This window comes from Aeromonas sp. QDB30 (genome assembly GCF_027707645.1).
Classification (GTDB): Bacteria; Pseudomonadota; Gammaproteobacteria; order Enterobacterales; family Aeromonadaceae; genus Aeromonas; species Aeromonas caviae.
The window spans coordinates 33388-52177 of sequence record NZ_JAPCIY010000025.1; the positions used below are offsets into that span (position 1 = coordinate 33388).

The following is an 18790-nucleotide window of genomic DNA, read 5'->3' on the forward strand; positions in this document are numbered from 1 at the left end:
GTAATAAAGCCCGCTATGTCGGGCTTTTTCTTTTTATATTTCAGGGAATGACACTGCCCACCAGCACGGTGGGCTTTTTTACACCCACACAGTTAAGCAATCACAACTTAATGCTTTACTTTTTGGTTTGGGTGGCTTAACTTAATCCCAGATACACCAGTAAACGGGATGAACCATGTCGAACCAACAACGCAAAATCGTCTACATCGCAGGGCCAATGTCTGGCCTGCCGGAATACAACCGCCCTGCCTTCAACACCGAAGCGCTCCACCAGCAGCAAAAAGGCCACATCGTACTCAACCCGGCAACCCTGCCGGACGGACTCACCCAGCAACAATACATGCAGCTCTGCTGCCCCATGGTGATGATGGCCGATGAGGTGATCATGCTGCCTGCCTGGATTAACTCCCAAGGCGCCACCGCCGAATTCAACCTCGCCATGAAGTGCGGCAAGGTCATCCGCCAAGCCGAAGATGGCTTTGCCTGGTACCCCACCAGCCCCGAGGTGGCGGCATGAACCACTACGCCCAAGCGCTGGCCGAACTGCAGGCCCAGCCTGACCACGAGCTCAAGCAGATAGGCGACCAGTGGCAGACCCCCAAGGCGCTGGCCTGGGGCCTGTTCCACCAGTTCGCCCCCACCCTGGGGCCGGTGGTGCTCGACATGTTTGCCGACGACTGCAACCACCTGGTGCCGCACTACTACGATGCCGAAGACAACGCCCTCACCCAGGAGCTGGCCGCCGACCTGCGCCGCCTCGGTGGAGCAGCTTACGCCAACCCGCCCTACTCGCGCCCCTGCACGGATAGCGAGGGGAACCCCATCACCGGGATGGAGGCCATCCTCAACTACTGCCGCGAGCAACGGGCGCTGGGCGCCAAGATCATGTTGCTCATCAAGGCCGCCACCAGCGAAACCTGGTGGCCGGAAGATGCCGACTTCATCCAGTTCATCAGCGGCCGCATCGGCTTTGAGGTACCGAGCTGGTACGTGCCCCGCGACCCGAAGAAGGACAAGCCCAGCTCTAGCGGCTTTGCCTCAGCCGTGGTGATCTTCGACGCTAGCTGGCAGGGCGAGCGCCGCCCCGAGGCACGCCTGCGCCGTGACGACCTCATCACCACCGGCACCATCATCCTCGACATGATCCACCGCCAAGCGGTAGAGCTCACCCTGGCCGCCGATCACGTTATCCGTAACGCCACGCCCAAGCTGACCCCCGTGGTCACCCAGGAGCAACCCGCCGAAACAGAACCGGCCGCGGGGGAACCACCAGCAGCCGACGATAACGAGGCCAGCGCCGCTGCGGCTGCCGAACTGGGCTATGCCGATGCCAACAGCATCATGGCCAAGCAAATTGAATGCGTTGATCTCGGCGAAGAGCAACAGGATATGGTCAGGGGTTATGTGCAAGGCTGGCTGGACGAGCCTTATCCACTCTCCGAGATCTTCTATCGGCTCGATCTGGCCGTCGCCAACCTGCTGGCCGGCAAGCCTATCCATCAGGGCTTTGTCGCAGAAGAGAGTCGTTCCCCCACCCTGCCCCACTGGCAACGCCACCCCGCAGTGAAGGGGGTTATCTACCAGATCGACGATGCGGACATCCTGACCCCGGCCAGGACCGCCGAGCTGGCCGCCTGGATCATCGACAACCTGACGGCGCTAGGCGATCTGCAGGAACTGGCCACCGCCAAGGCCGCCGAGCTGTTGGCGCAGAGTGCCGAAGCCACCATCCCAGAGCCAAACCATTCAGAGCGGCAGCTCGAGCTGCTGGATGCCCACCACCCAACCGAGGAACCCAGCACCAAGCCGCTGGAAGACTGGGCCTTCGACTACCAGAACGACGAGCTCAATCTGGGTGGCGCCGAGTGGTCATGCTTCGTCGCCGTGCTGACTGTCCTCTACGGCTCCAAGGAGCACTACACCGCCCGGGAGGTAGCGATCGCCATCTCGGTAAGCGACGAGCAGCTCATGGACGAATACACCACCCTGGACGAGGAAACCAAGACGCTGCTGCGTAAGACTGTCTCCACTCTGAAGCAGGTTGAGGGATACAACTTCACCGAGTCCTTCACCATGCTCGACCTGCACCGCCAGGAGGCCGTCATCGCCTTGCTGAACGCCCTGCATAACGAGCCGACCCTCAGCCCCGTCACGCAAAAGAGCGTGATGATCAACGCCATTACCAGAGTGAATGAGGTGGCAGCATGAGCATCATTCAGGAGGTTGCCGAGTGGGTTCATGCCCGCACCGGGCGAAGCATTGAGCGGCCGATTGGCACCATCACCACCCGCGATCGCTGGGCTGTCGTGGACGGCGACAGAATGCGAATGCTCACGGCAGAAGAAAACCTGCTGGCAATGAGCTTCCCGCGCGACATCAAGCGGCCAAACAACCACCGGTTGACCGTTCACATGGCAGGCAACGCAGTTCCGCCGCTGGCCGGAAAGCGGATCATCCATGCACTGATGGGGGCAGCATGAAAATCCAACTCACCCCGGCAATGCGCATGCAGCTGTTCTACGCCGAATCGCTCGAGATTGAACTGCCAGAAGGCTGGGCGCTGGTACCGAAACAGGCCACGCCAACCATGATCGCCGTCGGCCAGCATGCTGACGATAACGCCCCTACCCTGCGCGATGAGCAGGTGGCCCGCGTGTGGCAAGACATGGTGACCATTGCACCCACACTCGACCAGGATGGATGGAAGATATGACCAAGCAACAAGCCGCCGTACTCACCATTCTGGCACTCAACACACTGGCCGCTTTCGTGGCGCTGGCACTGATTTAAGGGGATTGCGATGAAACACGAGCTCAAGATTAAGCCGGAATACTTCGCTGCAGTTGTCAACGGCGAGAAGACATTCGAGATCCGCAACAACACCGATCGCAACTTCCAAGTCGGCGACACCCTGATTCTCAAGTCTTGGGATGGCAAGTTCAACGGAAATTTTGTGGAAAGGACGGTCAGTTACATCACCGACTTCGAGCAAAAGCCTGGATATGTGGTGCTTGGGCTGGCAAACAAGCGCGATCAGGAACTGGCCGAACAGCTTGCAGATGCAACCCGCCAGTGTGGTGTGATGGCGGAGCTGCTGAGGGAGGCAATCGGCGAAGTTCCGCAAACGCAGTCATTCCCATCACGGTGCGACGCGGCACTGGCAGGAAAACTTCCACATCAACAAGATCTGAGTCTGCTTGATTTTGCAGTTACTAGCTGGCACCAGCAGGTTGCTCACCGCCCCATGGAGAACGTTTATCGCAGGACTTTGGATAGCGTATGGAGACAGGTTATCAGGTTTGCTGGTGAAGACCCTCAATCCATTATCGGACCATCTCACGATGACTTGCTCCACAAAGAGCAAAAACAGGAAGGTGGGTCTTTATGAGCATCGTTCAAGACGTGGCCGAGTGGGTTCACACCAGAGCACAGGGGGCCGTCAGCGCTGACGTGGCGGCCGAGTTCAACGTCAGCACCTCGCGGGCCAGCGGGATCATCGCAGCCATTCACCGCGAACCGAGATTCGATACCCGGGTTGAGAAATGCCAGATCTGCAACTCGCTCGGGGCACCGGCATCAGGCCGCCGCCTCTATGTGGACAAGGTCACCCCGTCACAGTGGGAGTACAAACCGGTGATCGGCACCTATCGCAACGGCACGACCGTCCAGTTCGGCAGCATCCACGAGGCGCACCGCCAGATGGGGTTTGATCGGGAGATGATCTCCCGCTGCCTGCGCGGCAAGCAGAAGCACCACCGCGGCTACCGATGGCAGGTAGCAAAAACAGAGCAGGTGACAGGATGAAGGTACACCTCAAGGAATGGGCTGACGTTAAGCCAGGGTATCAGCAAGAAGCCTACGAGCAGTGGGATCGTGAAGGATTGGTGCCCCACTACGTCAGAAAGTGCGACCAGCTGATGGTTAAGCAAAAACACGCAGCATCGCTCACGGATAAACCGGCAGCTGTGACCTGCAAACACTGCCTTAAGGCAATGGCAAAGAGATAGATGGAGCGAATTATGGAACGGGTAACGATTGAGATAGACAGGGACGACCTGCCGACCCATACGGATGATGAGTTTGAAGAGTGGGTGCGGTTTTGTGTCGGCTATCAGGCCGATATTGATAGCACCAATCCGCTCTCGGATATGGACATGACCGCCCAGTCGGTAATGGTCGGCTGATTGATAGAGGAAAAACCATGCGACTAGGAAAATTTGCAATACAGGGTGACAGGTTCAGACGCCACGACTATGAGCTGATGCGGGCCATCCAGAAAGATATGGTCGTGCTGGATATCGAGCACAACCTCTACCGCGACACCGCCACCCACACCGCAGAGCACCCGGCATTTGATGAGGTTGAACTGGGCGAGAAGCTGCCAACCTACGAAGTGCTGGTTGACGTGGATGACAACGACAACATGGTTGTTGAATTCAAAAGGATCGCAGAATGAAACGAGGCATCAACAAGGTCATCCTGATCGGCAATCTTGGGCAGGATCCGGAAGTGCGCTACAACCAGGGCGGCGGCGCGGTGACATCCATCACCCTGGCCACCTCAGAATCATGGCGCGATAAGCAGACCGGTGAGCAGAAAGAGCGCACCGAGTGGCACCGGGTTGTTTTCTTGGGCGCGTTGGCTGAGGTTGCAGGAAAGCACCTCAAGAAAGGGACGCAGGTCTACGTCGAAGGCAAGCTGCAGACCAGAAAATGGCAGGCGCAGGACGGCAGCGACCGCTACACAACTGAGGTGTTGGTCGACAGCTTCACCGGGGTACTGCAGATGCTTGGCGGCAAGCCGCAGCAAGGCAGCCCGCAGAAGGCTCAGTCCCAGCCACCAGCCAGGCCTGCCGCCACTACATCTGCGGGCCAGCAAAGCAACGAGCCGCCATTTGATTACGATGACGACCTGCCGTTCTAGGATTCACCGGAGGATTTATGTTAGAGCCCATTGAGAAAATTGAGCAGAAAGAACTGATGGTGATGCTGGGAAAAGGTCGAACCGCCTTGTATCACCTCCGCAATAAAGACGCGACCTTTCCCAAGCCTATCGACCACCAGCCACTGCGCTGGATCAAATCACACGTCATGGCCTGGATTGACAGCCACAACCGGATCAGTGGCAACGCCTAGCTCCCGCTGGATCACTGTCCACCAGCGCTCATAGGCAGCCGCTTGATCCTCAAGCCAGTCATGTTTGTTGTAAACAGCCATCACGCCAAGCAGGGTGTGCCCCAGCATCACTTCGGTGATATGGGGCGACACCCCCATTTCCGATAACCGGGTCGACAGCGTTCGACGAGCATCATGAATCCGCCAATGGGGGATCCCCAGGCTGCTGCGTAAGCGGCTCACCAGCCGATTGCACGAGTGGATCTCCAACGGCCCATTCCCCTCCCCCTGACCTGGGAACAGATAGACCGGGTCCACCGACGCCATCGCGGCTCGTTCGAACAGTTGCTTGCCCACCGATGTAATGGGGCGGCGGATAGGCCTGCCGGTCTTGCTGATCTCCGCCGGCACGGTCCAGACCATAGACTCGAAATCCAGGTCCTGACGCTTGAGCGTTCTGGCCTCGGAAAGCCTGCACCCATAGACCAAGCAGAGCAGATGAATCACCTTGTTGCCGGTGCCTGCCCGGCTGGCCTCGATGGCACGCCAGATCTTGGCGACTTCGGGAACCGTCAACACTCGGTGTCCGGTCTTGGCGGGAGCTCCGACATCTCGAGCCCGCAGACTCATCATGTTGGGCATGTTGATCGTGCCGCGGCGAACATGCCAGTTGAAGCACGCCTTCAACGCCGTGATCACCGCCCGGGTTACCCCTGGTGCCCGCTCACTGATGGCATCGAAATAGCTCAACCACATGTCCATGGTGATCTGGTTGATTGGCCGGTCAGGCAAGCGGTTCTTCACTGACGAGAAGGTATAGCGATAGTATTTCTGGGTGCCTTCTCGGCACTCCCGCATCACGTACTTCTCGAACCACTCATCAAACAAGGCTGCAGGCGTAGGCTCGTCGCCCGAGGCACTGATCGGCGTAACACCGCTTTTGAGCTCATCGGCCTTTATCCGGGCCTCTCGCAAGGTCAGAGCCGGGTACCGACCAAGAGAGGTCCGAACCCGCTTCCCGTCGACCACATGCCGAACCTGGAACGCAACCACCCCCTTCGGTGAGACCCGGACACTCAACCCATCACCGTCGCTCACTTCGCTCGGGCCAGCATATGGTTTACCATTCACCCCTCGAAGCCAGCTATCTGATAACGCCATTGCTACCCCATTAAAATTTTGTACCACTCTCATGGGGTGTTTTGTACCAGATAATGTACCAGCAGGCCATTGAACAACGTCAGGTTTGGGTGAACGATGAAAGTGTCTTCGGAATTTGCACCTCACCAGAACAGCACTAAACCCTGAAAAATCAATCAGAAGCGCGAACATACAAGAACACATGAGCACATCAGCGAAGCAGACCACCCAGCCCACTTACTACTTCCACGACTACGAGACCTTCGGCATCAGTCCGGCCAAAGACAGGCCGTCGCAGTTTGCGGGCATTCGCACCGATGCGGATTTCAACATCATCGGCGAGCCGCTGGTGATTTACTGCAAGCCGCCGGCAGATTACCTGCCGGAGCCGGAAGCCTGCCTCATCACCGGCATCACGCCGCAAAAGGCGATGAAGGACGGCCTGTGCGAGGCGGACTTCATCCGCCAGATCCACGCAGAGTTCGCCACCCCGGGCACCTGCGTGCTCGGCTACAACAGCATCCGCTTCGATGACGAGGTGACCCGCTACACCCTCTATCGCAACTTCTATGACCCCTATGCCTACGCCTGGCAGAACGGCAACTCCCGCTGGGACATCCTCGACATGCTGCGGGCCTGCTACGCCCTGCGCCCGCAGGGGATAGAGTGGGCCCTGGACGACGAGGGCAAGCCGAGCTTCAGGCTGGAGAAGCTGACGGTGGCCAACGGCGTGGCCCACGCCAACGCCCACGATGCGCTCTCGGATGTGCTGGCCACCATCGAGATGGCCAGGCTGGTGAAAAATGCCCAGCCCAAGCTCTTCGAGTACCTCTTTGATCTTCGCAACAAGAACAAGGTGAAGGCCCTCATCGACGTGGTGACCATGAAACCCCTGGTGCACGTCTCCGGCATGTTCTCCCCCTGGCAGGGGTGTGCGAGCTGGGTGTCGCCGCTCGCCTGGCACCCCACCAACCAGAACGCGGTGATCATGGTGGATCTGACCCGTGACCCGACTCCGCTCATCGAGCTCTCCTGCGAGGAGATCCGCGAGCGCCTCTACACCAAAAAAGAGGAGCTGGGGGATCTGGCCGGCATTCCGGTCAAACTGGTGCACATCAACAAGTGCCCGGTACTGGCCCCGGCCGCCACCCTGACGCCGGAGCGGGCGGACGAGCTGGGCATCAATCGGGCTCAGTGCCGCAAGAGCCTGGATCTGCTGCGGGCCCACCCCGAGGTGCGGGAAAAACTGGTGGAGGTGTTCAACCAGGAGTTTGCCGGCAGCACCGACGGCGACCCCGACACCCAGCTCTACGCCGGCTTCTTCGGCCACGGCGACAAGTCCACCATGGATCTGGTGCGCGCCACTCCGGCGGATCTGCTGGGGGAGCGGGAGTTTGCCTTCACGGATCCCCGTCTGCCCGAGATGCTGTTCCGTTACCGCGCCCGCAACTGGCCCCACACCTTGAGCGAAGCGGAGCAGAAGCGCTGGCGCCTGCATTGCAGTGACTACTTCAGCCGCCGCCTGCCGGATTATGTGCCGCGCCTGGAAGCCCTGGCGGAACAGAACCAGGGGAACGAACGGAACTTTGCGATTCTAAAGAGTCTCTATCACTACCTTGAAAATCTGTGAGATGTGAGCCGTTTCACAGTTAAAAACCGATGCGTTTCCCCGGCTCGCGACATAATGGGCAGGGAGCCCAAGCTCCTGATAGTGTGAATATTTAGATGCGCTGACGGCATGGATGCCGTGCTTTCGACTGTTGGGGAACTCTCGTTTTATGCGTTCAGCTCTGCCTGCTTTGACACTCGTCGCCTGTGCCCTGCTGCCCCAGGCCGCCCTCGCTGGCGCCCGGTTCGAGGTGCCGGACTACCTCTTGCGCCTGCCGGAGCAGACCTACCGGCTCATCGAGCGCAATTTCAGCACCCTCTACCAGCAGACTGACTTCACCCCGCAAATCACCAACAGCTATTTCAACCACTCGGATCTCTACCGCTTCGCCGGCATTCCCCTGGCCATCACGCCGCAAAACGGCTTCCAGATGGAGGTGTTCGGCCAGCTCTACAACAAGTCGTCCCAGATCTATGCCCAGATGAGCCAGGATCTCTCCCTCTATCGCACCCTGCGGGTGGACATGATGGGGGATCAGAGCGACGAGATCGCCATCGGCATGGGGCTCGGCATCCCCCTGACAACCCGCCTCACCGTCAAGGCGCTCGCCTCCAGCAACGAGATCCCGGGCTATGGCTCCGCCAATTACGCCATCGGGATGGAGTGGCACTTCTAGAGACCATTTCGCCACTGCAAAAAGGCTCCCTCGGGAGCCTTTTTGCAGTGCAACGCCATCAGGGGTAGCGGATCACAGCCCCCTGCCCCCCTTGCAGCACCAGGGTGCTCCCCAGGGGCGTCTCGTCCCAGAAGTCCGTGCCCCCCGGCGCCAACGGGCACTCGCAGGCGTGCTCCCCCCAGTTGAACAGGCAGAGCAGCTCGCCGCCCCCGGGCAGCGCCACCCGCCCGCGCTCGAATGCCATCCCCTCGAAGCGGGCCGCCGGGGTGCGCGCGGCGCACAGGGCGAGCAGCTTGCCAAGGCGCGCCCCTTGCGCCTCGTCCAGATCCTGCAATCTGTCCCCCGCCAGTACCATGCCACCGCTCGCCACCAGGGCGGCCAGGTGAAAGTCGTACTCGGCGCGGCTCCCGTGCTGGCCCGGGATATCCCGCAGGCAGACGCAGTCGGGGTCCAGCACCCAGAGCCGCTCGTGCTGCCAGGCGCGGCAGAAGGCTTCTCGCGCTATCTGGCGAAAACGGGGGCCCTGGCGCTCCACGTCATCGCTCACCCGCATGCCGTGTACCAGGCCGAGGCTCGGCCACAGCGGCGCATTGCAGCCGAGCAGGAAGGCCCCCTCCCCGGCGCCGCGCAGGATGGCGGCCATGCCGCGCCGATAGGCCTCCACCCGGGTGGCGGCGGGGTCGTGGAAGCGACCACCGTGGATGGCCCCCCAGAAGTTGGCATCGAGCTTGAAGTAGTGAATGCCCCACTGGGTACGCAGGGTGCGAAATACCTGCTCCAGGTGCGTCTGCACCTCGGGGTGGGTGCCATCCAGCACGTACCAGGGGGTGCAGCGCCAGCCCCCGTAGGTGACCCGCTCCGAGGGGAGCGGCAGGCCATCCTCCCCTTTCACGAACCAGTCAGGGTGATCCTGGAACACTTGCGAGCCGGGCTCGGCAATAAAGGGGGCGACCCAGAGCGCAGGCTCGCAACCGGCGGCGCGGATCTCCCCTGCCAGGGCCGCCACCCCCTCCTCGAACTTGGCGGAAGGGGTGAGCCAGTCCCCCATCCTGGCCTGATAGCCATCGTCTATCTGCACGTAGCGCAGGGCCGGGAAACGCTCGGCCCGCACCGCCAGGTTCTCGCGAATGTCCGCCGCGCTCACGTTCGCGTAGTAGTGATACCAGGAGCACCAGCCGCTCGGGCGCGTGGGCACCTCCCCCACCAGGGAGCCGTGCTCGGCGGCGATATGCTGCGCCAGCGTCGCGAGCAGGGCCTCCCTGTCCGGCCCCTCCTGGCAGATCAGCGCCTCGCTCTGCCAGTGCGCACCCGGCGCCAGGGTGCGCCCTTCGGTGTTCATCACGATCTCGAGGCGCCCGTCGGGATGGAGGCGAAATTCCCCGCCAAAGCGCTGGCAGCTCGCAAAGGCCAGCAGCAGCCAGCCCCCCTCCTGCGCCACCAGCAGCAGGTTGTGCACCGTGTGGTAGCCATGGTCGGCGGTGATGCGATAGACAGACGCATCGGGGCAGCGGCCCAGGTGCTCGGGGGCATTCCAGCGTCCCCCGGTCTGGGCCAGCATCTGGAACCCCTCTCCGTAGATGGCCGCGTCGGGCGCAAGTCCGAGATCCCCCTCAAACAGCCGCCAGTGGTGGACGGCCTCGGACTGCTTCCCGGTGTTGTCAAGCCTCACCCGGCAAAGCGGCCCCTCCCACTGGCGGGTTTGCAGCAGGGTGTCAGGGAGGGCGGGATCGGCGGGCAGTTGGCGCAACCGGGCCAGGAGAGAGGGGGTCGACATGGGAACTCCTTCTTGTGAATGGGGTTGAAGCCGGGCCATTGTATCCCCTGCGGGCCAGTTGACCCTGTTCCCTCCCCCCCGTGCCTGTTAAACTGCGACCTTGCTCACACTTGCCAAGATGAGGCCCCCGTGCTGCTGCAACGCACCCTGCGCTACCTTCGTGATTTTCTGGTCATCATCGCCTGTCTGCTGGCAGGCAAGGCCATGGCGGCCATCCTGCCCTTCGCCTTCCCCGGCAGCATCATCGGCATGCTGCTGCTGTTCGTGCTGCTCTCCTTGCAGATCGTCCGCTTCTCCTGGGTCGAGCTGGGGGGCGGCCTGCTGCTGCGCCACATGGGGGTGCTGTTCGTGCCGGTGGCGGTGGGCCTGGTGGCCTGGCTCGAGCCCCTGCGCCAATCCTTCGGTCTCATCATGCTCTGCGTCGTGCTCGGCATCGTGCTCATCCTGGGCGCGGTCGGCCACCTCTATCAAAGGATGAACAAGCCATGATCCTCTGGTTCGCCCTGCCCCTCACCCTGGCCCTCTATTTCATGACCCGGGCCCTCTACCGCCGCCTGCCCTGGCCCGTCATCAATCCGGTGCTGATCCCCACCGCCGTCATCATCGGCCTGCTGCTCTGGCTCGATCTGCCTCTGGATCAGTACCAGCAGGGGGCCTCACCCCTGACCGCCCTGCTGGAACCCGCCGTGGTGGCCCTGGCCCTGCCGCTGTACCAGCAGGCGCGCCAGATCCGCGACAAGCTCACACCCATCCTGGCCTGTACCCTCACCGCGGTGCTCATCTCGGTCTGCACCACCCTGGGGGTCGGCCACCTGATGGGGGCGGATCCGGCGCTGCTCGCCTCCATCGCCACCAAGTCCATCACCACGCCGCTCGCCATGAGCGTCAGCCAGTCCCTCGGCGGCATTCCCGCCATCGCCGCCGCCGTGGTGGTGGTGGTGGGGATCCTGGGGGCCCTGGTGGGCTACCCCCTGCTCAAGCTGATGCTGGTCACCGACCCCGAGGCTCAGGGGCTCGCCATGGGAGCCTGCGCCCACGCCATCGGCACCGCCGCCTCCGCCGAGCAGGGGGTGACCCAGGGCGCCTTCTCGTCGCTGGCCATGGTGGTGTGCGGCGTGCTGACCGCGGCCATCGCCCCCCTGCTGTTCGCCCTCTACCACTGGCTGACCTGATCCCCGTTGCCATGGCCGCCCTTGCGGCCATGGCCTCTGTGCCCTTTCACCGTTTCCATCCGATACCCTCGCCTCCCTGATGCCGGGAGCTGGCGCACAGATTGCGAAAGACAAACGTTTCCTTTACCATCCCCGCCCCTTTACCCATCAAGGCGTGAGCGCGCTCACACAATTCGCCGCGCTTGCTCCCTACAATGGCCCCCCAATTGGCCTTTGAGGACACAGTATGCATCCCCGCTTTGCCAAGCCATTCGAGACCCTTTCCGCCCCGCTCCAGGCCGCCCTGCTGCCCATGCTGGGGGACGATTTCCAGGCCCGTTTCACCCCGGACCAGGTCGCGACCCTGAAAGCCGCCACCGGGCTGGATGACAGGGCCCTGCGTCTGGCCTTGCTGCCGCTGGCGGCCGCCTGCTCGGTGGCCCCCATCTCCAGGTTCTTCGTCGGCGCCATCGCCTGCGGCCTGAGCGGCACCTGGTACTTTGGCGCCAACATGGAGTTCGCGGGCCAGGGGCTGTTCCACTCGGTCCACGCCGAGCAGTCCGCCATCTCCAACGCCTGGCTGGGTGGCGAGACCGGGATCTCCGAGATCACCGTGAACTACACCCCCTGCGGCCACTGCCGCCAGTTCATGAACGAGCTGAGCACCGCCAAGACCCTGAAGGTCTCCCTGCCGGACGATCTCAGCGAGCTGCAATCCTTCCTGCCCCACTCCTTCGGCCCCGCCGATCTCGAGATCACCGATGCCCTGATGAGCCCCCAGGCTCACGACGAGCTGGTGCTCGAGAGCGACGACCCCCTGTGGCAGGCTGCGCTCGCCGCCGCCCGCCAGAGCTATGCCCCCTACAGCCAGGGCTATGCCGCGGTGGCGCTGCAGTTCGAGGACGGGCGCATCTTCTGCGGCCGCTATGCCGAGAACGCCGCCTTCAACCCGAGCCTGCCGCCGATGCAGATGGCCTGCGCCCACGCTGTGCTGGGTGGCGAGGATCTCGCCACCGTGCGCCGCGCCGTGCTGCTGGAGAGCAAGGATGGCCAGATCAGCCAGCGGGACTCCGCCCAGTCCACCCTGAAGGCGCTGGGCTCGGTCGAGCTTGAGTACAAAGCCGTCTGACCCCGGCATCCGCCAACGGGAAGGGGAGCTGCGGCTCCCCTTCTTGCTCTCTGCCCCTCACCCCCTTTCTCTGCGCCTCTGGCGCCGTGCATCAGATGCCCTCTTGCCCCATGTGAGGGCGGCCTCCCTCCGATGACCTTATTGGCAGACCTCCTCTGCGGTGGCGGGAAGCCCAGGTTAAGGGGCCAAGACCCCACCCCGCCCCTTGCGGTCCCCGTGTGTGACCCCACAATGCATTTGCCAAGCCACTGGGATCCCGCCTTTCCATGGATTTTGCAAATGCTGTTCCCTCGATGCGGAGAGGTATGGCGGCGGCGGGAAACGTCGGGGAAGGGGTCAATGCCCCGCCCCCGCCCCTTGCAGCCCCCGTGTGTGACCCCAAGATGCATTTGCCAAACCACTGGGATCCCGCCTCTCCATGGATTTTGCAAATACCTTTCCCTGCCGTTCCCTCGACGCGGGGCGGTATGGCGGCGGCGGGAAACGTCGGGGAAGGGGTCAATGCCCCAGCCCCCTGTCGGCTTGCTTCCCCCTGAAATACAGCGGGGGAGCCACTGGCTCCCCCGCTGTCATTGATGTGGCCGATATGGCGGTACCGACCCCTGTCAGGACTCCCACAGGATGCGCTGGCTGCCGGACCAGCGTTCGCCGATGTCCGCGTATTTTTGTTCCAGCAGGTGGCGGCGGATCTTCATGGTGGGGGTCAGCACCCCGTTCTCGATGTTCCAGGGGCTCTTGACCACCAGGATGCCCCGCAGGCGAGCGTGGGATTCCAGCTTGTCGTTGACCCGGTTGAGGGCAGCCTCCAGCTGGGCCTCCACCCCGGCCTTGTCCCCCTTCATGGCGCTCTCGGCGAGCTGCACCAGGGCGACCGGCTGCGGCATGCCGTAGCCGATGACGCAGAGCTGCTCGATGATGGGCTCCTGCCCGAGCATCCCCTCGATGGGCACCGGGGCCACGTACTTGCCCTTGGCGGTCTTGAAGACGTCCTTCATGCGGCCGGTGATGGTGAGGTAACCCTCCCGGTCCAGCTTCCCCATGTCACCGGTGTGCAGCCAGCCCTCGGCGTCGATGGCCTCTGCACTGTGCTCGGGATCCTTGTAGTAGCCCACCATCATGCCGTCGCAGCGACAGAGGATCTCCCCCTCGTCGGAGATCTTGATGGTCACCCCGGGCCCGGCCTTGCCGACGGTGCCTATCTTGTCCGCCCGGAACGGGTAGTTGAGGGTGGAGTAGGCGTGGTTCTCGGTCATGCCCCAGGCCTCGGTGATATGGATGCCGATGCTGTGATACCACTCCAGCAGCGCCGGGGCCACCGGCGCAGAGCCGCAGCCCAGCACCCGCGCCTGATCCAGCCCCAGCCCCTTTTGCAGCTTGCTCTTGATGAGGCTGGAGACGAGGGGGATCTTGAGCAGCAGCGCCAGCTTTTTCTGGGGCAGCTTCTCGTGGATCTTGATGCGGAACATGGCCCAGAGCCGCGGCACCGAGATGAAGACGGTGGGACGGCAGCGCTTGACGTCCTCGATGAAGGTGTCGAGGGATTCGGGGAAGGCGATGGTGGCACCGCTGAACAGGCTGCCGCCGTAGATGTAGACCCGCTCGGTGATGTGGGCAAGGGGCAGGTAGGAGAAGCCGCGATCCTCGGCGGTGAGGGAGACCGCCTCCACCAGCTTCTCGCAGGACCAGGCGTAGCGCTCCACGCTCAGCATGGCCCCCTTGGGCTTGCCGGTGCTGCCGGAGGTGTAGACCAGGCTCAGCAGGGCATCCGGCGCCTGCACCGGGCTGTCCGGGATGGGGTCGTATTGCGCCAGCAGATCGTCCCACTGGTGGGTGGCCGGCATGGTGTCGTAAGGCAGGGCGATACGCAGCAGATCCCCGGGCACCCCCGCCTCCTGGCTCTTCCAGTCGTCCAGCTTGCCGACGAAGATCGCCCTGGTTTCGCTGTGGCGCAGCACGTATTCGATGGTGTCGACGTTGGCGGTGGGGTAGATGGGCACGCTCACGTATCCCCCCATCTGCATCGCCAGATCGGCGATGAACCACTGGGCGCAGTTCTTGGAGAGCAACGCCACCTTGTCACCGGGCACCAGGCCCAGGGCGCGCAGTGCCGACACCATGCGCCGCGCCTCGTCGGCGACCTCACCCCAGGTGAAGTCGACGTATTCGCGGTGGATGGTCTGACGCAGATAGATTCGGTCGGGACACTGCCGCTCCCAGTGATAGAGCATCTCGAGCGGCAGTCTGGTGGCAATGCGTGAGGTGGAGGCCATGGTTTAATCCCTGAAACAAAAGGCGAGCCTCATTATTAACCTTTTGATAACACTCAGGGAAGCAGATTACTTAAACTTGTGTTTGAACTGCGAATGGGATCAAGCTTCCGCCTGGGCCTGCAGACGCTTCCACATCTCCTGCACCAGCACCTCGTCCTGCTCGGAGAGCTCACCCTGCAAGATGGCCTCGTTCAGGCTGCGCAGCACATAGCTCTTGACGTCCCGCACCAGGGTCTTGCCCTCCAGCTCGGCGCGCGCCACCGCAAGGGAGATGTGCCCTCGCAGATAGCCGCCCGCAAACAGCTCGTCTTCGCTGGCCGTGGCGACCATGGCGTCGATCAGTCCCAACAACTTGTGTTCAAAATCGTGAATCGTCATTTAACGCAGCCTCATTTCCGGGGTTGCCGGCAAAAAATTCGGGGAGTGGAACCGCGATCCGGTTGATCGCGGCTCTCTGGCGCCAGGCCAGCCGCATCCTTGATGTCCTATTCCGGGTTGGCCACCGGGTAGATGACCTGATCCTTGTATCCCGTGGTTATGCGCAGATAACCACTCAACGACCGGTTCAGTGCCGGATCGTCGGTGTCCACCAGCAGCGGACGGCCTTCTAGCGCCGCCAGCTTGGCTTTGGTGGCGAGCACCTGGATATGCTCGCGCCCGACGGCCCGGATCACGTCTGGACTCAATTGCTGATTTCCGCGCCCGAACAGATGTCCCTGACCGCCGATCAGGGTGATGATCAGACGGCAGCGACGGCCGCGGATCCGGGTCAGGATCTCGGCGGCGGACAGATCCTGCCCGATAAGTTGGCCATTTTCCACCAGATCCACACCGAGCAAGGTATTTTCCAGACCCAGCTCCCCCATGCAGGCGGCCACCGTGCTCCCCGACCCCATCAGGTAGAGGGTATCGGGCTCCATCTGCTCCACCACACCGGCGGCAAGATCGGCGAGCACCAGCTCCTCGGACTCCCGCCCCCCCTGCTTGACCGCCTGCACGTAGCGCAGATCCCCGGGCACCAGCAGCTGGCCGTAGTGGCGGGCGCGCACCTTGCCGGCGCGAAACGCCTCCTCGTCGATGTCCATCACCTCCGCATCCACCAGGCTCAGGAGCTCCCCCGCGATCATTCTGGCCGCCACCCGGCCGCTCGCCGCCGGCGTCACCCCATAGACCCCGGAGTGGATCTTGCACCCCGCCGGGATGCCGAGCACATGGCAGGACTCCCCCACCGCCGCGCAGATGTCCCGGGCGGTGCCATCGCCACCGGCGAAGAGCAGCAGATCCACCCCGGCATCGCGCAGGGCCAGGGCGGCAGCCCGGGTGTCCTCGGCGCTCGTCTGCGCCCCGGCAGGCCGATGGACGATGCGATGGGGCAGCCCCAGCTCGGCGGCGAGGTCGGCCCCCATCTCTTCGGCCACCGTCAGCAGCTCGAATGGGGTGGTCAGCTCGCACAGGGGCAACAGGGCCTGGCGGGCCCGCTCCCGGGCCTTGGGGACGGCCCCGCGCGCCAGCGCCTCGGCGACCATGCCGTCACTGCCCTTGAGACCGACGGCCCCGCCGATGCCGGCGACGGGGTTGATGATGAGCCCTAATCGAAACATGTTTCCCTCCTGTTGGATCGCCGCCATTTTTATCTTTTCCCGCCACTGAGACAAGCCATGACCCCCTGCTAAAATGCGCGACTTCTACCTCAATCACTGTTCAACCAAGGTTCCATCATGCTGGAATGGATTGCGGACCCCTCCGCCTGGGTCGCGCTCGCCACCCTGACCCTGCTCGAGATCGTGCTCGGCATCGACAACATCATTTTCATCTCCATCCTGGTGGGTCGCCTGCCGGAAGCCCAGCGCCAGAAAGCGCGCATCCTGGGGCTGGGGCTCGCCATGGGCACCCGCATCCTGCTGCTGCTCTCCCTGGCCTGGGTGATGCGCCTCACCGAGCCCCTCTTCACCGTGCTGGGGGAAGCCATCTCGGGACGGGATCTCATCTTGCTGGTGGGGGGTCTGTTCCTCATCGCCAAGAGCACCCACGAGATCCACCAGAGCCTGGAAGGGGCCGCCGAAGAGGCGGGTGTGGTGAGCAAGACCGCGGGCTTCCTGTCCACCCTGGTGCAGATCGCCATCCTCGACATCATCTTCAGCCTGGACTCCGTCATCACAGCCGTGGGCATGGCGGATCATGTCCCTGTCATGGTGCTGGCCATCATCATCGCCGTCGGCGTCATGATGTTTGCCGCCAAGGCCATCGGCGACTTCGTCGATACCCACCCCACCATCAAGATGCTGGCCCTCTCCTTCCTTATCCTGGTCGGGGTGGCGCTGATGGCCGAAGGGCTGGATCTGCACATTCCCAAGGGTTACATCTACTTCGCCATGGCCTTCTCGCTGGTGGTGGAGATGATCAACATCCGCCTGCGCGGCCACCAGGAGCGGGCCAAGTAAACCGCGACCTGCCGAGAGATGGCCAAACAAAAAGCGCGACCCAGGGTCGCGCTTTTTTATTGCCCCGCCAACGGGGCGCCTTGGGCTCAGAGGGCGTTGCGAGCGGCCACGGCGTCCGCCAGGTTGCGCAGCAGCACCTCGGTATCGGCCCAGCCGATGCAGGCGTCGGTGATGCTCTGGCCGAAGGTGAGCTCGCACCCGTCCACCAGATCCTGACGCCCTTCCACCAGGTGACTCTCCACCATGACGCCGAACACCGCCTTGCTGCCGGTACGCAGCTGACCGGCCACGTCCTCGGCCACCAGCATCTGGTTCTTGAACTGCTTGCTGCTGTTGGCGTGGCTGAAGTCGATCATCACTTTCTGGGGCAGACCCGCCTTGTCCAGACCACTCACCACCTCATCCACGTGACGGGCGCTGTAGTTGGGCTCGCGGCCACCGCGCAGGATGATGTGACAGTCCGGGTTGCCAGCGGTCGAGACGATGGCGGAGTGGCCGTACTTGGTCACCGACAGGAAGTGATGCGGGGCGCTGGCGGCGCCGATGGCGTCGATGGCCACCTTGATGGTGCCGTCGGTGCCGTTCTTGAAGCCCACCGGGCAGGAGAGACCGGAGGCCAGCTCGCGGTGTACCTGGGATTCGGTAGTACGGGCACCGATGGCACCCCAGCTCATCAGATCCGCCACGTATTGCGGGGTGATCATGTCGAGGAACTCGGAGGCGGTCGGCAGCCCCATGTCGTTGAGATCCAGCAAGAGCTTGCGACCCAGGCGCAGGCCGTCATTGATCTGGCAGCTGTTGTCGAGGTAGGGATCGTTGATCAGCCCCTTCCAGCCCACTGTGGTACGGGGTTTTTCGAAGTAGACCCGCATCACGATCTCCAGCTGATCTTTCAGCTCGTCGCGCAGCACCTTGAGGCGTTTGCCGTATTCCAGGGCGGCGACCGGATCGTGGATGGAGCAGGGGCCGATCACCACCAGCAGGCGATCATCGTCGCCGGCCAGGATGTTGTGGATGGCCTGACGGGATTCAAACACGGTGGCCGAGGCGGTGTCGGTCGCCGGAAACTTCTCAAGCACCGCAACCGGGGGCAATAACTCTTTGATTTCACTGATACGAACGTCGTCGGTTTGATGCTGCATGACCAAGTTTCCTGCTAGATGACTGCGATAAAGAGATCTCAATCTAGCCCTGTGCCGGGTCGGTGTAAATAGAAAATTACATTCTTCGACAAGGAATTTTATTATCGCACCTTGCAAGTTTGCATAATGCTGCTAGGAGGCATGAAAAAAGGTTCTTCGCGGGATCCTGGGAAAGTGGAAGTTGACAGACAGGGTGCTGGTAAACTGGTTGTCGCCAAACACACCACCACCATCACCCTGCTGTCGCCGTGCATCATATTGATATTACCTCCTTCTGGCCAGGTTATACCGTCATCGCCCAAGCGCTTTCTGCCAACCATCACACCCTGTTTACCCTTGAGCCT

General features: G+C 62.5%; 22 protein-coding genes. 16 read left to right on the forward strand and 6 right to left on the reverse strand.

Going from position 1 to position 18790, the window contains the following annotated elements:
* Window positions 1-175 precede the first annotated feature (175 nt).
* The 9 genes from PG896_RS09975 to ssb all read left to right on the forward strand — a co-directional run bounded on the left by PG896_RS09975 (window position 176) and on the right by ssb (window position 4923).
* Window positions 176-517, forward strand: coding sequence for a DUF4406 domain-containing protein (locus PG896_RS09975; protein ID WP_270835659.1), 342 nt, complete (start codon window positions 176-178; stop codon window positions 515-517).
* Complete coding sequence (locus PG896_RS09980) at window positions 514-2208, forward strand: phage N-6-adenine-methyltransferase (RefSeq protein WP_270835660.1); 1695 nt, start codon at window positions 514-516, stop codon at window positions 2206-2208. The genes PG896_RS09975 and PG896_RS09980 overlap by 4 nt, the downstream gene beginning before the upstream one ends.
* Window positions 2205-2480 (forward strand): DNA cytosine methyltransferase, encoded by a 276-nt coding sequence (locus PG896_RS09985; RefSeq protein WP_223955455.1) that lies wholly within the window; start codon window positions 2205-2207, stop codon window positions 2478-2480. The genes PG896_RS09980 and PG896_RS09985 overlap by 4 nt, the downstream gene beginning before the upstream one ends.
* Window positions 2477-2713 (forward strand): hypothetical protein, encoded by a 237-nt coding sequence (locus tag PG896_RS09990; RefSeq protein ID WP_270835661.1) that lies wholly within the window; start codon window positions 2477-2479, stop codon window positions 2711-2713. Before PG896_RS09985 ends, PG896_RS09990 begins: the two co-directional genes overlap by 4 nt.
* 87 nt (window positions 2714-2800) lie before the next feature.
* Window positions 2801-3388 carry an ASCH/PUA domain-containing protein gene (locus tag PG896_RS09995; RefSeq protein ID WP_270670062.1) on the forward strand — a complete coding sequence of 196 codons (588 nt, stop codon included), beginning with the start codon at window positions 2801-2803 and terminating at the stop codon, window positions 3386-3388.
* Window positions 3385-3804, forward strand: a complete 420-nt coding sequence (locus PG896_RS10000) for a hypothetical protein (RefSeq protein WP_270835662.1) — start codon at window positions 3385-3387, stop codon at window positions 3802-3804. Before PG896_RS09995 ends, PG896_RS10000 begins: the two co-directional genes overlap by 4 nt.
* Before the next feature lie 215 nt (window positions 3805-4019).
* Window positions 4020-4184: a hypothetical protein gene (locus PG896_RS10005; protein ID WP_156129306.1), complete on the forward strand. Its 165-nt coding sequence runs from the start codon at window positions 4020-4022 to the stop codon at window positions 4182-4184.
* Window positions 4185-4201: 17 nt separating this feature from the next.
* Window positions 4202-4456 carry a hypothetical protein gene (locus PG896_RS10010; RefSeq protein WP_270835663.1) on the forward strand — a complete coding sequence of 85 codons (255 nt, stop codon included), beginning with the start codon at window positions 4202-4204 and terminating at the stop codon, window positions 4454-4456.
* Complete coding sequence (ssb, locus tag PG896_RS10015) at window positions 4453-4923, forward strand: single-stranded DNA-binding protein (protein WP_270835664.1); 471 nt, start codon at window positions 4453-4455, stop codon at window positions 4921-4923. The genes PG896_RS10010 and ssb overlap by 4 nt, the downstream gene beginning before the upstream one ends.
* A gap of 158 nt (window positions 4924-5081) precedes the next feature.
* Here ssb and PG896_RS10020 read toward each other — a convergent pair whose 3' ends face one another.
* Window positions 5082-6275 (reverse strand): tyrosine-type recombinase/integrase, encoded by a 1194-nt coding sequence (locus tag PG896_RS10020; RefSeq protein ID WP_270835665.1) that lies wholly within the window; start codon window positions 6273-6275, stop codon window positions 5082-5084.
* Window positions 6276-6456: 181 nt separating this feature from the next.
* Here PG896_RS10020 and sbcB point away from each other — a divergent pair, with 181 nt between their 5' ends.
* Both sbcB and PG896_RS10030 read left to right on the forward strand, forming a co-directional pair.
* Window positions 6457-7884, forward strand: a complete 1428-nt coding sequence (gene sbcB, locus PG896_RS10025; protein ID WP_270835666.1) for an exodeoxyribonuclease I — start codon at window positions 6457-6459, stop codon at window positions 7882-7884.
* Between the two features lie 148 nt (window positions 7885-8032).
* Window positions 8033-8539, forward strand: coding sequence for a hypothetical protein (locus PG896_RS10030; protein ID WP_039038881.1), 507 nt, complete (start codon window positions 8033-8035; stop codon window positions 8537-8539).
* A 58-nt stretch (window positions 8540-8597) separates the two neighbouring features.
* Here the strand turns inward: PG896_RS10030 and PG896_RS10035 are convergent, their stop codons facing one another.
* Window positions 8598-10313: a glycoside hydrolase family 36 protein gene (locus PG896_RS10035; RefSeq protein WP_270835667.1), complete on the reverse strand. Its 1716-nt coding sequence runs from the start codon at window positions 10311-10313 to the stop codon at window positions 8598-8600.
* A gap of 129 nt (window positions 10314-10442) precedes the next feature.
* Here PG896_RS10035 and PG896_RS10040 point away from each other — a divergent pair, with 129 nt between their 5' ends.
* From PG896_RS10040 to cdd, 3 genes are all read left to right on the forward strand, one after another.
* On the forward strand, window positions 10443-10802 hold the full coding sequence (locus PG896_RS10040) for a CidA/LrgA family protein (RefSeq protein ID WP_201888916.1): 360 nt from the start codon (window positions 10443-10445) through the stop codon (window positions 10800-10802).
* Window positions 10799-11485 (forward strand): LrgB family protein, encoded by a 687-nt coding sequence (locus PG896_RS10045; protein WP_270835669.1) that lies wholly within the window; start codon window positions 10799-10801, stop codon window positions 11483-11485. The genes PG896_RS10040 and PG896_RS10045 overlap by 4 nt, the downstream gene beginning before the upstream one ends.
* A 226-nt stretch (window positions 11486-11711) precedes the next feature.
* A complete protein-coding gene (gene cdd, locus PG896_RS10050) occupies window positions 11712-12593 on the forward strand; it encodes a cytidine deaminase (RefSeq protein ID WP_010674459.1) in 882 nt (293 codons plus the stop codon).
* A gap of 605 nt (window positions 12594-13198) precedes the next feature.
* Here the strand turns inward: cdd and PG896_RS10055 are convergent.
* The 3 genes from PG896_RS10055 to PG896_RS10065 form a co-directional block, all read right to left on the reverse strand.
* Window positions 13199-14863: an AMP-binding protein gene (locus PG896_RS10055; protein WP_270830461.1), complete on the reverse strand. Its 1665-nt coding sequence runs from the start codon at window positions 14861-14863 to the stop codon at window positions 13199-13201.
* A 99-nt stretch (window positions 14864-14962) separates the two neighbouring features.
* Window positions 14963-15241, reverse strand: coding sequence for a YfcL family protein (locus tag PG896_RS10060; protein ID WP_010674457.1), 279 nt, complete (start codon window positions 15239-15241; stop codon window positions 14963-14965).
* A gap of 107 nt (window positions 15242-15348) precedes the next feature.
* Complete coding sequence (locus tag PG896_RS10065; RefSeq protein WP_270835670.1) at window positions 15349-16464, reverse strand: ATP-NAD kinase family protein; 1116 nt, start codon at window positions 16462-16464, stop codon at window positions 15349-15351.
* Between the two features lie 117 nt (window positions 16465-16581).
* Here PG896_RS10065 and PG896_RS10070 point away from each other — a divergent pair, with 117 nt between their 5' ends.
* Window positions 16582-17304 carry a TerC family protein gene (locus PG896_RS10070; protein ID WP_010674455.1) on the forward strand — a complete coding sequence of 241 codons (723 nt, stop codon included), beginning with the start codon at window positions 16582-16584 and terminating at the stop codon, window positions 17302-17304.
* A gap of 86 nt (window positions 17305-17390) precedes the next feature.
* On the opposite strand, the gene aroG is transcribed toward PG896_RS10070, so the two are convergent.
* Window positions 17391-18446 carry a 3-deoxy-7-phosphoheptulonate synthase AroG gene (gene aroG, locus PG896_RS10075; protein WP_010674454.1) on the reverse strand — a complete coding sequence of 352 codons (1056 nt, stop codon included), beginning with the start codon at window positions 18444-18446 and terminating at the stop codon, window positions 17391-17393.
* Window positions 18447-18587: 141 nt separating this feature from the next.
* Between aroG and PG896_RS10080 the strand changes: the two genes are divergently transcribed.
* Window positions 18588-18790 (forward strand): hypothetical protein (locus tag PG896_RS10080; protein ID WP_270835672.1); only part of this gene is annotated, 203 nt, incomplete at its 3' end.